The organism is Flammeovirga sp. EKP202 (assembly GCF_014534745.1).
GTDB lineage: Bacteria > Bacteroidota > Bacteroidia > Cytophagales > Flammeovirgaceae > Flammeovirga.
Window position 1 is genome coordinate 1 of sequence record NZ_JACVVP010000019.1, and the last position, 14,952, is coordinate 14,952.

At 34.6% G+C, this 14,952-nt stretch carries 11 protein-coding genes; 3 read left to right on the plus strand and 8 right to left on the minus strand.

The window, feature by feature from the left end; translation table 11 throughout:
- Window positions 1–99: 99 nt before the first annotated feature.
- Window positions 100–441 (minus strand): antibiotic biosynthesis monooxygenase, encoded by a 342-nt coding sequence (locus IC221_RS13120; RefSeq protein ID WP_188169405.1) that lies wholly within the window; start codon window positions 439–441, stop codon window positions 100–102.
- A gap of 208 nt (window positions 442–649) precedes the next feature.
- Between IC221_RS13120 and IC221_RS13125 the strand changes: the two genes are divergently transcribed.
- Both IC221_RS13125 and IC221_RS13130 read left to right on the plus strand, forming a co-directional pair.
- Window positions 650–817 (plus strand): helix-turn-helix domain-containing protein, encoded by a 168-nt coding sequence (locus IC221_RS13125; protein WP_188169406.1) that lies wholly within the window; start codon window positions 650–652, stop codon window positions 815–817.
- A gap of 28 nt (window positions 818–845) precedes the next feature.
- Window positions 846–1,829, plus strand: coding sequence for a helix-turn-helix transcriptional regulator (locus IC221_RS13130; protein WP_188169407.1), 984 nt, complete (start codon window positions 846–848; stop codon window positions 1,827–1,829).
- Window positions 1,830–2,542: 713 nt separating this feature from the next.
- On the opposite strand, the gene IC221_RS13135 is transcribed toward IC221_RS13130, so the two are convergent.
- The 7 genes from IC221_RS13135 to IC221_RS13165 form a co-directional block, all read right to left on the minus strand.
- Window positions 2,543–3,619: a linear amide C-N hydrolase gene (locus IC221_RS13135; RefSeq protein ID WP_223241375.1), complete on the minus strand. Its 1,077-nt coding sequence runs from the start codon at window positions 3,617–3,619 to the stop codon at window positions 2,543–2,545.
- A gap of 296 nt (window positions 3,620–3,915) precedes the next feature.
- Window positions 3,916–5,316, minus strand: a complete 1,401-nt coding sequence (locus tag IC221_RS13140; protein ID WP_188169409.1) for a serine hydrolase — start codon at window positions 5,314–5,316, stop codon at window positions 3,916–3,918.
- 124 nt (window positions 5,317–5,440) lie between these two features.
- Complete coding sequence (locus IC221_RS13145) at window positions 5,441–6,748, minus strand: DcaP family trimeric outer membrane transporter (protein WP_188169410.1); 1,308 nt, start codon at window positions 6,746–6,748, stop codon at window positions 5,441–5,443.
- A 169-nt stretch (window positions 6,749–6,917) separates the two neighbouring features.
- Window positions 6,918–7,886, minus strand: coding sequence for an AraC family transcriptional regulator (locus tag IC221_RS13150; protein WP_188169411.1), 969 nt, complete (start codon window positions 7,884–7,886; stop codon window positions 6,918–6,920).
- A gap of 351 nt (window positions 7,887–8,237) precedes the next feature.
- The gene (locus tag IC221_RS13155; protein ID WP_188169412.1) at window positions 8,238–9,032 is read right to left on the minus strand and encodes an acyl-CoA desaturase; all 795 of its coding nucleotides are present in this window, start codon (window positions 9,030–9,032) and stop codon (window positions 8,238–8,240) included.
- 217 nt (window positions 9,033–9,249) lie between these two features.
- Window positions 9,250–12,408 carry a DUF2723 domain-containing protein gene (locus IC221_RS13160; RefSeq protein WP_188169413.1) on the minus strand — a complete coding sequence of 1,053 codons (3,159 nt, stop codon included), beginning with the start codon at window positions 12,406–12,408 and terminating at the stop codon, window positions 9,250–9,252.
- 121 nt (window positions 12,409–12,529) lie between these two features.
- On the minus strand, window positions 12,530–13,159 hold the full coding sequence (locus IC221_RS13165; protein ID WP_188169414.1) for an HAD family phosphatase: 630 nt from the start codon (window positions 13,157–13,159) through the stop codon (window positions 12,530–12,532).
- A 97-nt stretch (window positions 13,160–13,256) separates the two neighbouring features.
- On the opposite strand from IC221_RS13165, the gene IC221_RS13170 reads away from it, so the two are divergent.
- Entirely contained in the window at window positions 13,257–14,867 is a 1,611-nt protein-coding gene (locus tag IC221_RS13170) for a mechanosensitive ion channel family protein (protein ID WP_188169415.1), read from the plus strand.
- Window positions 14,868–14,952: the final 85 nt, after the last annotated feature.

Here is a 14,952-nt window from a genome sequence, read left to right on the forward strand (position 1 = left end):
CACTTAATTGAATATGATCTCTTTTCATCTCTTTAAATTTAAGATCTTCAATTTACTAAAATTTAGTTTACAGTGTACTAATTGACTAGATCAGTAATTTTATGAAAGTTTTAGCTGACTGAACTGATGGAAACTATCGTATTTACTTTCCTTCATTTCTACTTCTAATAACTTTGAAAGATCTTCATTCTGTTGTGCTCTAACTGGACTTTTTAACCATTGCTCAAAATCTTCTTCTGAATGCCATCCACACATTACAATAAACTTACTATCATCCTCAGAAGAAAGCATCAGTTCACCATATTGAAAGCCGTCTATTGTAGCGGCACATTCTTCTATTGCTCTTCTTTGTGTATGGTAGTCGGCACCTTCTTTGGCTGTTCCATTTAATACTTTTACTTCTAGTTTCGACCAGAAATTGATTGACTTTTCGTTGATCATAATTCTTTTGTTTATTGAATAACAAGACAAAAGTAAAGGCTGTCGCAAAAAATGATTGGCATAGTTTGATTTAATATTTACATCATTTGGGCATTCTATTCGATCACTTATTAATAGTATTCTTTGACAAACTAGCTCTTAATTCATTAGATTAGTACATTATAAAAATTAGGATTAATATTAACCTCAAAGCTCAGTATCTGTTCAAATGCTAGAGGAAGCATACCGACAAATACTTTATACGAATAAAAGTTTGATGGAAACCTCTATGGACTTAAACTTCAGTCACGTGGGACATCTAAGCCAATCTTTTATAAATCACTTTGGCTATGCTCCATCTACTTTGAAAGGGAAGAATATCGATTACTTTAATTAACTAGAGATCTGACTTATTGAATAGTAATATGAAAGAGAAAGAACCATTTATCGTCAATTCTATAGGAGAACATCCTCATGAAAGATTTCAAAATTTTGCGGATACATTAGGGGGAAATTGGGATGGAGAAGAACTCACTATCCATACGGATTGGTGTAAGTCAAAAATCAATTCTTTTGAGTTCTTAAATAATTTAATTGTAGGTGTTTTCGAGTTAGAATCAGATCGCCCTATTATTTTCAAACAAACTGCACTGACGGATGAACATTATATCACTGTAAGGCTGGGTATAGGTGTGACTTATAAGAGAGATGGTTCAGTTAAGAAATTTAATAATGCGGGTATTTTAATCAATTCCAGCCAAATGCATGATATTGAATTTCCTCATGGACAATTCACTCAATGGGTATACATTCGGTTTTCGCTTTCCTTTTTCCAACAATTTGCTGGAGACAAAAAGAACAAACTAATTGAGCTTTTTGAAAATGATACGCCTTGGATAAACTACTATTCTCTTAATGCAGAAATAGAAAGCAGAGTAAGAGCAATCATTAAAAACGTGGATAAGGATAAAAGAAAACACACTTTCTTTTTTACAAAAGCGATTGAAATCATTCAGCTTTTAAAAGACAAAATTGAAGACGACTCTGAAAAGCATAAGAAAAATATTCATCCTGAAGATTTAAAGGTAATGATTGATTTAAGAGAAAATCATTTAGCCGACTTTACCGAAATCCCTAACCTTACGGAACTGAGTGAAAAATACGGCATGAGTGTTTCTAAACTAAATCGCACTTTCAAATCAGTATTCGGTAAGCCTATCGTTCAGTTTTATAATCAGCAAAAAATCGAAGAAGCACATCGACAAATTATTTACACCAATAAGAGTTTGACCGAGATCTCCATGGACTTAAACTTCAGTCATGTGGGACATCTGAGCCAAACCTTTAAAAATCATTTTGGCTATGCTCCTTCTGCTTTGAAAGGAAAGAATATTGATTATTTTAGTTAGATCAAAACGAAGTACTACACTGTAAACTGAGTTTCCATTAACTTCCAATTAATCGTTTATCAAGCATTTATAGGATCTACTTTCAAGCTTCCTTCTTCTTCATTTTTGTCTTAACACAAAAACGAAGCAAAAAAGTCAAGGCTTAGAAGTCAAAAGCTAAATTCCATTCCTTTCGCCTAAATGATTTTAAACTCGCTTTGCTCGAACAAGAAAATCATTTTTAACGGCTCAATTCATGTAATTCTTAACGCTTTTCCCTTCAAGGCCGGGGAAGCACTACCAAACGAATTAGGTAGAAAACCAATAGATTTATTTTTCATAAAGCTCAATCGGCAATTCATCCGGATCATCAAAGAAGCAAAACTTTTTGCTGGTATGCGGATCAACCATAATCTCTCCTACGGGTACTTTATTTTCCTTTAGAAATTTGGATTAACCATAAGAGAAGTCATGGACTTGTGATACGAACTCCAACAACACTAAAGTGTTGCCTACGTTACCAACCTTTAAAACTTTAGTCTTGATGAGTTTGGTTTACCACCTGCCCATAATTTTAACTATGGTGCAAGAAAGACTGGGTTACTTTAGTCATAATGCAAAATACATTGTAAACTTTGTTTTCGTTGATTCTTTTAATGTTAGAAATAAGGAGATTTCTAAACACTATCAATATTCGAAAACTTCGTTTACAATGTATTTATTGATCATTGATCCTAGTTGTTCGGCAGGGTTACAGACTGAGCTGTAAATCCTGTACTTACTGGAATGGTTACTATTTTATCATTATCTAAATCCACATCATTTAAATCTATATACTGGACAGTGGGATTCGCAAATGTCTTGAAATATAGCCTGCGATTTCGCAAGTCTGAAATGCTTGTCCACTGCGTATACTGAGGGTAAGTATCTCCATTTACGTGACGATAAGATTTGTAACCATATGGGATATCAAAATTATGAAGGATGTTTAATACTCTCTGTACACCTGTCTCTGCGTCATCAAATGGCAGTGCAGTTTGGCTAAAGATGGCTGCACGCACAAAACGATTTTGAGAGGTCATCGCTCCAGGTAAATCTGCCTTACTTCCAATATCTAGACCGGTAGGTCCTTCCGTTTCTTGAACGAGCTCAAAGGGTGGGACTTGATTAATCGGAAGACTTGTAAACTGTGTAAGGTTCTCTTGATGCCATTGAAAATCTGGTGCGTTTGTAAGTGTACCGAGTGGGTTATCAAATATGTTTAGTTCTCCATTGAGATATTGAACAACAATTGAAGCCCCTGTTTCATCATTAAATGCATAATGAACTTTTGGCTCAATGCCCCAACCCATTTCATCTGGAACGGACACACCTTCCACTACATTGATTTTTGGCAAAAGACGTTTCACATCTTCAACCGTTCTTGCTTTTGACAGAATATAAGTAATCACCTGCCAACCAGAAATAGTTTTGTCATAATTTTCAGGATCAGCTTTCTGCCACTTTGCTTTAGGGTATGGATCAAAAAAGAATCCTCCACCTTGTAAACCAGCCTCATTTATACCTTCTACTGCGGCCCCAGGCATTGCAGTAGGCACGGCAGTTACAAAACCAAGATCTACATTCCATTTCATACCGTTTTCACCATCAGGTGTATTGCCGGTATATGTATGACCCCTTGGAACGACAATAAGACTGAACGGAAGCATTTCTCCACCGAATTCCATTGTACGCCCAAATATTGGCGAACCGTCTTTAGACATAAGTCGAATTCCGGTGCAAGCGTCAGCTACTCTTATTGTGGTTATCATTAAAAGCGATGTAAACAAGTATGTGAAAATTTTATTTTGTCGATTCATTATTCTGTATTTTTTAATTAATACTGGTTATTTATTTGATCGTTTTCTTCTTAAGGAATCATTTCCTTAATAGCTTATTAAACAAAGATCTAGGTTTTTAAAAGGAATGAATTACAAGATAAAGGCTGCTGTATACAAGGAATCGGCTAAAACATTTTCACTAAAAACCAGAAAACAAAAAAGCCCATCAGAATTAGTGCAATGACCAACTCTAATGAGCTTTTTAAAACTATTTTATTCTATCATTCTTATTTTCCTGCTACTTTTTTGGCTACTGCACGCATAAAACCAGGGTTTCTGTCTGATCTTTCATTGGGTGTATTTGAGAATACAAAAGCTACGAAATCTCTGTCTGCATCCACATAAATACCTTGGTGCATATTACCGTGTTTGAACATGGCTCCATCTGCCCAAACGTGATCCCATTGTGCTGAATTACGTTCTGCTTTTTCACCTGTCCATTCTAAACTGTAGGCTTCTTCTTCACAACCTACATAAGCTTTAGGATCACCTAATGTTCTAATTCTGTTTAAGATTTCAGGAGTGATCACTCTTTCATCAGACACTACATTCCAGCTAGGAGTATACATCATCGCATATTTAAGAGCATCTTCAATTGTAGTGTTTACAAGGCCACCACCTACTGCGTGGTAATCAGAAGCTAAACCTACCATAAATTGGTTATCTACTCCTACATTAGACCATATTTTCTCATTAAAAACATCTTTAAATGCTTTATCTGTAACATTTTCAATCGCAAGTACTAACGCTTGTGTAATAGCTGTAGAATATCTAAATCTATCACCAGGATTTTCTCCTTCAATAGGTTGTACTTCTCTCATTACTTCAATCCAATCTTTACCTTTTCCATCAAATAAAGACGCAAAGTATTGTTCAATCCAGCTATTCGGGTCAGAGAAAGCGGCTGTTGTTTCTTCAAGATTAAGCCCTGAAGCCATGTTTAAGGCATTTTTTACAGAAACTTTATCCCATGCAGTCCCTCTTAATTCTTGTGCATAAAAAGTGATTGGTTTTTCTAAATCCAATTTACCTTCACTTTCCAACAATAGACAGATTGTACCGACTGTCGTTTTAGAAGCCGACATCCATACATGAAAATCAGTAGATTTCATACCAGGATAAGCTTCAAAAATCACTTTTCCTTTGTGTGCCATGATGATCCCCTGCACTCTGTTATAGTCATCGTTAAGGTAATCATTTAAAGTTGGCGTTTCAGTTCCATCTTCTTGTGTAAAAGTAAGATTTCCTAAGTCCGAGTTGATCTCTCTTTCTAACTGACGTCTTTCGTGTGTAGGCATTGCAATATCTACATTGACAAACTCAGGAAGGTTAAGGTTGATATATACGGATTGATCACCTGCTCCTTGCCAGTTAGGTGTATAAAAGTTTCGGTGAGTTTCCTTGACAAATTCTAGAGGGAAACCGTCTTTCACTTTTGACATTGGAGAAGTCAACTCTGTTATCTTACTAACATATTTATCTGACTTTGGTACTGTTACAACATTTTCATCTTGAGCTGTTGAAGTAGTACAACTTGTATTGAACATCATACTAATAGGTAATAAAACGGATGAAAGTTTGATAATTTGTTTTCTAGCTGATGAGAAACTGTTTTTATGATTTTTCATTTTTAATTAATAAGGTTGATAAAATGGGCGTATTGAACTATTAGGATCTATCCATGTGATGTGACTGAACGAGACCTAACTTTTTGATCAATACTTTATTTATCTTATTTGATTGTTTTCTTCTTTAAGGAATTCTGAATCGAGCCATAAATTGCATACGATTCGCTTGACCAATTCTGCCATCTCTTACTTCATGTAAACCATGGATGTATTCAACACCAAAAGAAACATTATCATAAGGCAACCAAACTAAGTTGGCGTGGAAAGTACCTCCACTTTGCGTGGTTTCATCTGACTGTGCGTCAATTGTATTTAAAGAGGCATAATAGGCGGCTACTGTTGAGTTCAAGCTTTTTGTCCAGTAGTGATTATATCCAATATAGGCTTGGTGAGCATTCAATAACTCCAATTGATTATCTGAGATTACACCATCACTAGGTGAGAACTCCAAGAATAAAATTCTGTGTCCAACACCTTTACCGGTCGAGGCTCCAAACATCAATGAATTTCTATGTTTTTGGTCCAATACAAAACGACCTGTTAGGTTAAGTCCGTAGCCATACGCTTTTTTAGTTGGGCCTGTTTGTCCACCTTGCCAATGATGTTGAAACACATCAGCACCCAATTGCATATGAGAGTATTTGTTCATTTCCCACCTTACGTTACCAGCAAAAGTAGGCATCGTTGATCGTGCTACACCTTCCAATTCATAAGGGTTGTCGATTGAGCTTTTAGGACCTTCCATACCTACAGTATAGCTTAGGTTCTTCGTGATTTTGTCGGTCCATCGAATTTGGATCACACGGTCACCATAAGTACCGTCACCACCACCGAAGTCAATTATACCGGGTAATGCACTTAAATCAGCATTAATAGACCAAGTTTGACCTGCTAAGATATTTCCAAATACACCATAGGCGTGACGTAAACGAGGTTGACGGAATAAAGCCGGATTATCTTCGAAGAAATCCATTTCAATAAAAATTTGTAATGGCATTTCTTTACCAGATCTTGTTCCTTTAACAACAGTTCTAAAGTCAACATTGAAACGTGTTTCTTTTGCATGGAATGTAGACTGTCCTTTCAGATAAGAATCTGGGGTACCTGGAATTGGAATGGTGGCACTTTCGAATTCATAAGCAGAACCGATGTAATTGAAGTCTTGGATATAATCCATCTTCACATAACCACCGAATTTAATTCTTGATTTGGAACCAAAAATTGGAATGGAATTAGGGAATGCATCATCAATAAGTTCTTGACCTACCAATTGTTTGGCATTCATTTGTAAAGGGTTGATCGCCCCTTTAACACCAACTAAATTTTCTTTATTTTCTTGAGCAAATGACTGAAAAGAAAGTAAACAGCAATTAATAATCACAAAGTAAAGACTAATTCGCCTCCACTTATTTAATGTAGAAATCTTGTTCATCTCGAAATTGAAATAGTTTGAAAATGATGTTTTTTGGATCAAAAAGAAACAATGAATAAGTCTTCATTGATTTTAGTTTTTGATCACATTACAAATATCATTGACCATTTCTCGAATTATTTACAAGATTTCTGCAAGTGGTTACAAGATTTCGTTATTCTCGTTTTAACTATTGCAACGTCCCTCTAATAGAAGAAGGTGCATATCCAAATTGCTTTTTAAAAGTTCTACTCAAGTGCCCCACATGACTATAACCAAGGTCATCTGCTATTTCTGTTAAGCTTTTGTCAGAGTATTTTACTTGTCTATATGTTTCTTCCGTTCTGTGTTGATTAAAGTATTGAAGAATGGGTTGTTGGTAAACGGCTTTGAAATTTCGATTTAGTTTTGAAATACTCATTCCTAATTCAAAACTCAGAGTATTTAAGTTAGGAGGGGTTGTGAAATCAGAAAGGATCTTATCTTTTAATAATACCATGCTACTGAAGTCATCAGGATGAATTTTGATATTGGATTTAGTCGTTTGTCCTTTTTCCATTTTCTCTTTAAAAGCCCCTAAAATATCCAATGCTCTCGATAAGAAGGAGTACTTCCTTTTCGTCTTGTTATGACTCGCTTTGACCAACTCATTGACATACCCTTCTATTTTAGGCGAAAGTGTAAAATAATGAAACCAATCTCCTTCTTCATTCAATAGATCCCTTAATTTAGAGTCTCCTCCTTCATCAAAATAATTAAATACTTCTAATGGGAAACGAATCGTAATCCATTGACAACTGATCTGAAAAGGGTATTCTATATTAAATAATTGATTGGCATTATAAAGAAATATACCGTCGTGATTAAATCTTCTATACTTATCTTTTTTTGAATAGGCACCCGAATAACCTATTCTCATCACTACAAAGTTCTCATCATCATTCGGAACATTAGAATAAATGATCTGTGTATTGCTGTTCATTTGTAAATGTCCGACAAACATTCCTCCCATATATTCAAAAGAGGTAATCTGTAGTTTCAAATCCTCATTATCAATCATCATTTCTGCTCCATCCCAAGTCCCTTTAAAATCCTCTGCTATTCTTTTGTAACTATCGTGAGGATGATCTTCATTGGATACGATTGTGTATTTCTTCATTTAAAAAGTAGTTGAGTCATTATTCTTTTTTCAAACTAATAAATTGTAATTGGAGTGAAAAATATTTTTACACTTTAGTAATAGTAGTTTTTTAAGTTGACGTTTTTGTGTAAATGATTAACGAAATAATGTAACTCATTGAGGATGGAATGAAAGACATTTGTATTGTAGTTAAAAACTAAAAAGTAGAAAACGTAAAGTTATTTTCATATCAGTTTTTATTAGGTATAACTCTTTCGGTCTTTAAATATTCTAACTTTCCCTCCTAAAACATTTGTTGGGGGAATATAAAAAAGAGTCATGTTCTTGTTAGAACATGACTCTTTCGTTTTATATACACTCCGATTTCTACTAACCTGCAACTGCGGTTTTCTTTCCTACAGAGTTTGTTTTCTTATCTGAATTTTGTTTCAAATGTATTACCCCTACTTTATCCAATACTACAATGATCAAATAAGTTGGATCGATTTCATGCCAACGAATACCACCAAAGTTTGCTCTTGAGCCTCTTGCATGGTGATTGTTATGGTAAGATTCACCCATCATTAAGAAGTCAAAAGGAAGAAAGTTTGTCGATGTATCGCTTACTTCAAAGTTTCTATAACCATAGATATGTGCAAACCAGTTGATGATCGCCCCATGTACTGGAGACATTAAAAAGTGAATTGGTAATAACAAGAAGATAAACGGTGATAAATCATATGTTGTATAGCAGTAAACATAAACTGCTACATAAAATAATCCCCATCCAATTCTACTTACCCAACTACTTGCGAATTTATCAAATGAATGCCATTCTGGTACATTCTTAGTGAATTTAGCATCTACTACCACCTTGCCTTTACAAATATCTGTATAGATATTTTTTGTCTGCCACATCATAGCAAATAGTGTAGGAGAATACTTTGGAGAATGTGGATCCTCTTCAGTATCAGCGAAAGCGTGATGCATACGGTGCATAATTCCGTATCCATAAGCACTTAAATAATTTGATCCTTGAAAGATATAGGTTAAAACAAAGAATATTTTTTCAGTTGTTTTAGACATCGTAAACATGGCATGTGCCGCGTAACGATGCAAGAAAAAAGTTTGGAAGAACAGCGAACTGTACCAATGCAATATAAAAAATGCTATAATAATATACATATAGAAAGATAATTGAAGTCAAATATTTTACTCAATCTGTCACTAAAACAATTCGAGTAAATGATTTGTGACAGATTTATTAAATATTTTTAAATTTTCACACCAAAACACTGAAATACAACAAAATAAAAATCCACACCTATAAAAAATAAGTGTGGATTTTTAGAATTTATACAATTGATTGGATCAATTGCTTTATTTTGAGGGATAAAAGAAACTATCTCGTTCCCATCATGTTTTCGTAAGCTGAGCTAAATGCTTCTCTTGACTGAAGTGCGTCAGCTTGGAAAATTTGCTGTAATTCTTTCAGCTGTTCCGTTGAAAGGTTTTTGTAGAACAACTCTGAAGTCACATGCTCTGAATAAGATGGTACTTCATTAATTACTTGTCCAGTTAATGGATCTACATCTCCTTTTTCACGCTCACTCAATCTAGCATTTACTAATTTTAAGTTCGACTCAAAAATCTGAGCTAACTGTTGTAAAACAATCAAGCTTCTACGAGCAACACTTTCAGTGCCTCTACCTGTATTTGCATAATAGTTTACATTTTCCTGACTTCTTCTTACAAGTATATCGAAGATTTCATTTGCCTCTTTTGTAGCTCCCAATTTATAATATAGCTCCATATATTTAGGAGAATAGAAGCTATAAGGAATTGTTGTATCAGGAATCATTGAAAGAATCCAGTCTAACTTCTCCTTCGAAAGCTTCAACTTCGCTTCATCTTCTTTCGCTAAACCATCAACATACAATTTCTCAGAAAGTCTGTAAATATTATTACGAGTATTGGCTCCAAATTTTCTGTATTCATCATCGTAATAAACACTTTCATCTTGCATACCTCTGAAAGCAAATTTCTCAATGTTTTTCAACATCACCTCTGTATTTACTTCACCTACTTCACCAAATGTATTGGCTTGGATAGGAAGTAATCTATACGTCATACCTTCCAAGAATAAGTAACTTCTTAGATCCATATTGATCGTATTGGCTGATGTATTATTGAAATAGATAGGACGCTCCCAATTGTTGGTTGCGATTAAGTCTAATAGTGCTAATTCGTTTTTGAAGATGTACGTTTTATCATTCTTTAATCTCCAAGCCATTTTTGGTTTGATTCTACCCTCCATGCCTTTTGGAATAATACCACTCTTCACAACTGCCGCACTATCTACATCCAAAATAAAGATTCTAGAAAGTAGTTTCGCCGTTGTTTGACCACCTTGTAATCCTACTTGTGTTACAGGGTTGTTCGCTTCTACAGAGGCTAAGTAGGCTTTAAGATTTACACCGTTTTGAGCTCTTTCATCCTCAACTAATGGTACATAATCATTTTTACCTTCTCTATAGTTATGGCTACTGATCGATAATGGCAGTGGTTCAGACTCATATTGCTTTTGCTTCATCTGATCCAAGTACCAACCCGTACTGAAGTAACTTAATACTGCCACACGAACGTCAGTTCTAAATTCTTCTACATTTTGAACATACCACAATGGGAATGTATCATTATCTCCACCTGTAAATAAGATGGCATTAGGAGCACAACTCGCTAAAGTATTTCTCGCTTGATCAACTGAGTGGAATCTATTCGAACGGTTATGTCCGTCCCATCCTTTCGCTCCCATAAGAACAGGAACAACCATACTCAATGCAATACCGATGACAGCTCCATTTTTACCCATTTTCTCAGAGAAGAACTCTGCTAAGGCTAATGCTCCGAAACCAATCCAAATAGCAAATGCATAGAAGGAGGCGGCATAGATATAATCACGCTCTCTAGGTTCTACCGGTGGTGAATTCAAGTAAACAACTAGTGCGACACCCAATGTCAGGAACATAATCATTACTACCCAGAAGTTTTTCTGGTCTCTCTTGTAATGGAAGAATACTCCTAATAAACCTAATATTAATGGCAAGAAATAGAAGTTTGTTCTTGCTTTATTTTTTGCTAACAACTCAGGAAGTTCCTCTAAATCATGCCAAGGTTTTAAGTAACCGGCATCTTTTTCATCACTTTCTCTACCTGCAAAGTTCCACATGAAATAACGTAAGTACATGTGGCCAATTTGGTATCGGATGAAATAATAAATATTGTTACCAAACGTAGGTTTTTGTCCTGATTCTATCCCTGCCCACTCTCTATACAATTGTGGATGAGGCCCCGTTTTAGAATATAAACGAGGGAACAACATCATATCTTTTGATGCATATTCTGCTTTCGTTTTGTGATCATACACTTCATAATAGTCCTTACCATTACGAGTAGCTTCACGGTATTTATCACCATCTTCTTTTGTTCCTACGTGCTGTGCATCATAAGTTGGACCGTATAAAAGAGGACGATCACCGTATTGCTCACGCTTTAAGTAAGATACATATCCTAGAAGATCATCTGGAGCATTTTCATTAATAGGTGTGTGCTGGTTTGAACGAACTAATACTAATGTGTAACTCATATATCCAACAAGAATAAATGCTACACCTAATAATAAGTTATTCAACGTCACCATAGCTTTTTGCTGAGTGAAGTAAATTCCGTACACCAAACTTGCTACTAATGTAAATGAGAAGAACAAACCACCTGTTCCGAACGATGTTCCGAATGTATTTACAAATATCTTATCGAATACAAATGCAATGGAAGGAAGGCCAGGAATCACAATAATGATAACTCCCAAGATAATTGCTCCACCAATACCCATTGCTATAATTGTCCCTTTTAAAGTGATATTATTAGGGTACTTTTTATAGTAATAGATCATGGCTAATGCTGGTAAACAAAGTAAGTTTTCCAGATGGACACCAATTGATAAACCAATAATATAAGCAATCATAATCAGCCATCTATTCGATGCTGAATGATCTTCGATATACTCCCATTTTAAAATTGCCCAGAATACCAATGCTGTAATTGCTGAAGACATTGCGTAAACTTCTGCTTCTACAGCTGAGAACCAAAAAGTATCTGAGAAAGTATAAGCTAATGCTCCTACTGCTGAAGAGCCAAATAATAAGATCTTATCTTTTAAACCATATCCTTCTTTTGAAGGTTTGATGATTTTCATACCTAACATTACAATAGTCCAATACAGGAACAAGATTGTTAGTGCACTCATAAATGCCGATTGGAAGTTAATCCACCAAGCTACTTTAAGTACATCACCAAAAGCTAGGAAAGAAAAAAGTCTATTAATTAATAAGAAAAATGGTGCTCCCGGAGGGTGCGGAACCATCAGTTTGTATGATACGGCAATGAATTCACCACAGTCCCAAAAACTGGCGGTTTCTTCCATTGAAATAGTGTAGACGGCAAGCGATATTAAAAAAAGTGCCCACCCCACTAGATTGTTGATTCTCTTAAACTCGTTCATTTCGTTATGTTTTCCAATTGGCGAAATTAGGGTAAAATCTTTCTTATGGAATGAAAAGATTTAGTAACCGACTTTATTTCACCAATTATTGGTCTAGTTTTATATTTTTTAACATTAATTATTAATAAATACCTTCTAACTTCAAAAATCCAATAACATTTAGGTCTTCCAAATGATGAGCGTGTAATCCTGCTTGTTTTGCACCTTCTACATGTTGAATAGAATCATCAATAAAAAGCGTAGTCGCCTTATCTAAATTGTTTTTAGCGACCACTGTTTCAAAAATACTCGGATGAGGCTTTCTATCTCCCATCTCAAAAGAATAATAAGCTTGCTCAAAAAGTTGTTTGAAATCCCCAAAATCTTCTCCTAAAGTATCAATAACAATCTTATTGAAGGCATTGATATGAATTTCATTGGTATTGGAAAGTAAGAAAATTCTATACTTCTCTTTTAATTCCTTCAGCATTTCAATTCTTTCAACTGGCAAGTCTAATAACATTGCATTCCATGCCAAATCAATTTGTTCGTCAGTAATAGGCTCATCTAATAACTCTCTAATTCCCAAACGAAATTCCTGAGATGTAATATTCCCTTTTTCGTAATCATCAAATAGTGATGTTTGCTGTTTTTTAGTATAAAAAGGTTCTACAGGTTTATTTAAAATTTCGGCGAATTTTTCTAAAGTATTTTCGTATCTTAAGTTGAGAATAACACCCCCAAGGTCAAAAATTATTGCTTTGTATTCCATTTGTTGTTTTCGAACTAAAACCTAAAAAAATATATTTCGTTTGAATTAAAACAAAGTAAGTTTTAAAATCCAATCAATATACTACTGTTTCTTAAAAATGAGTAAAATATTATTCCCCTTATTATTAATAATTTTAATCTGCCCTTCTATACCCCTTTTTGCCCAGGAAGAAGAGGGAGAAATTCTTCTTGAAAGTCATCCGAATGATCATGACTTTTACAAGTTCTATATCTATGACTCTGTTGAATACTCTCAGAGTACTCCTTATCATGCCTTACATACACATTTGGATTTTTTAGATGAGCAAAATTATCATCCTAAAACCGCTGCAAGAGTGATTCCGACCAGTGTGGGGAATCTTGATACACGTGTAGAATTGGCAGAAGAACTTAAATTGATCTTCGCAGGAAAAGGTATTTATTTAAATCAATTGGATTTACCACTTCAAAAAGATCATGTGGAAAAAAATACTGGTAAAAAGCGCTTTATAATCAGTGATAAACTTCCTGAGATCTACTTGATCAAAGTAGGCGAAAGATGGAGGTACTCAAGTTATTCCGCATTAAAAATCAATAAAATCTTTAAAGAAACTTTCCCTCCTTATTCTAGAGATATTATAAAGTTTGTATCCAAAATAGAAAAAGGGAATCAATACGTTTTAGGGCTTAAACTTTGGCAATGGGGGGCCTTATTGGTCATTAATGCCTTAATGTATATTGTATATTTCATTGTAATTCGAGTACTCGCTTTCTTGATTAAACAATTTTTCTCTAAAGCGGGAAATCAATATTTTATCAGTACTGTAATTTTGAAGTTTAAAAGACCAATCACAATTGCAATTCTTGACTTCTTGTTTTATATGCTGATCCCATTACTTTTATTGGATAGCACTATAGCATTTGGGTTAACCGTACTCTGTAAAATCATTTTTGGATTTACATTAATCATACTCATTTTTAGAACTGCGGATGTGATCGTTCTAAAAGTCATGGCTCCTAGTCCTCGAAAAAAGAGATGGAATATTGATGAGCACCTCACTCCTGTATTACGTTCATCATTAAGAATTGTCGCTCTTATGGTCGGCTTTCTTTTGTTCTTAAAGATATTAGGATATAACATCAATAACATTGTAACAGGCATTTCTTTCGGTGGTTTGATCATCGCGTTTGCTGCTCAAGACACTGTCAAAAATTTTATTGGATCGATTATGCTTTTTACAGATAAACCATTTTCAGTTGGTGATTCTATTGTAGTCAAAGGGCAATCAGGGATTGTAGAAGAGATCGGATTTAGAACGACGAAGATTAGAACTTTTAATAATTCATTGGTGAGTTTACCGAACAATATTGCAGCAGACAATGAGGTAGACAACATGGGAAAGAGAGAATTTCGACGATTCAATACAATGTTGAGTTTGGAATACGGAACAGATCGCAACAATGTTAAAGCTTTTATTGAGGGAATTAGAAAAGCCATAGACGAACACCCTACAACAAGAAAAGAAGGTTATCAAGTTCGTCTTTATCAATTTGCTCCTAGTTCGATTGATATTCTACTTAATGTCTTTTTCGAAACAGATGACTACAATTTTGAGTTACAATCAAGGGAGGAACTAATGTTTACCATTATGGAAATAGCGGATAAAACTAAGGTCAAATTTGCATTCCCAACTCAAACCATTCATTTGAATAATGATGAAAAAGAATAGCAAATATCACTTGAAGTTTTATAATTTTACCATCTAAAGTAAGTTGCTCTTGCTATTGTTATATCAGAAAATACCTACAAACTGT

Coding starts and splice junctions, on each gene's coding strand:
- IC221_RS13145 (WP_188169410.1), bottom strand. CDS start 6,748: ATGAACAAGATTTCTACATTAAATAAGTGGAGGCGAATTAGTCTTTAC.
- IC221_RS13135 (WP_223241375.1), bottom strand. CDS start 3,619: ATGATAACCACAATAAGAGTAGCTGACGCTTGCACCGGAATTCGACTT.
- IC221_RS13155 (WP_188169412.1), bottom strand. CDS start 9,032: ATGTATATTATTATAGCATTTTTTATATTGCATTGGTACAGTTCGCTG.
- IC221_RS13125 (WP_188169406.1), top strand. CDS start 650: ATGCTAGAGGAAGCATACCGACAAATACTTTATACGAATAAAAGTTTG.
- IC221_RS13120 (WP_188169405.1), bottom strand. CDS start 441: ATGATCAACGAAAAGTCAATCAATTTCTGGTCGAAACTAGAAGTAAAA.
- IC221_RS13165 (WP_188169414.1), bottom strand. CDS start 13,159: ATGGAATACAAAGCAATAATTTTTGACCTTGGGGGTGTTATTCTCAAC.
- IC221_RS13150 (WP_188169411.1), bottom strand. CDS start 7,886: ATGAAGAAATACACAATCGTATCCAATGAAGATCATCCTCACGATAGT.
- IC221_RS13130 (WP_188169407.1), top strand. CDS start 846: ATGAAAGAGAAAGAACCATTTATCGTCAATTCTATAGGAGAACATCCT.
- IC221_RS13160 (WP_188169413.1), bottom strand. CDS start 12,408: ATGAACGAGTTTAAGAGAATCAACAATCTAGTGGGGTGGGCACTTTTT.
- IC221_RS13170 (WP_188169415.1), top strand. CDS start 13,257: ATGAGTAAAATATTATTCCCCTTATTATTAATAATTTTAATCTGCCCT.
- IC221_RS13140 (WP_188169409.1), bottom strand. CDS start 5,316: ATGAAAAATCATAAAAACAGTTTCTCATCAGCTAGAAAACAAATTATC.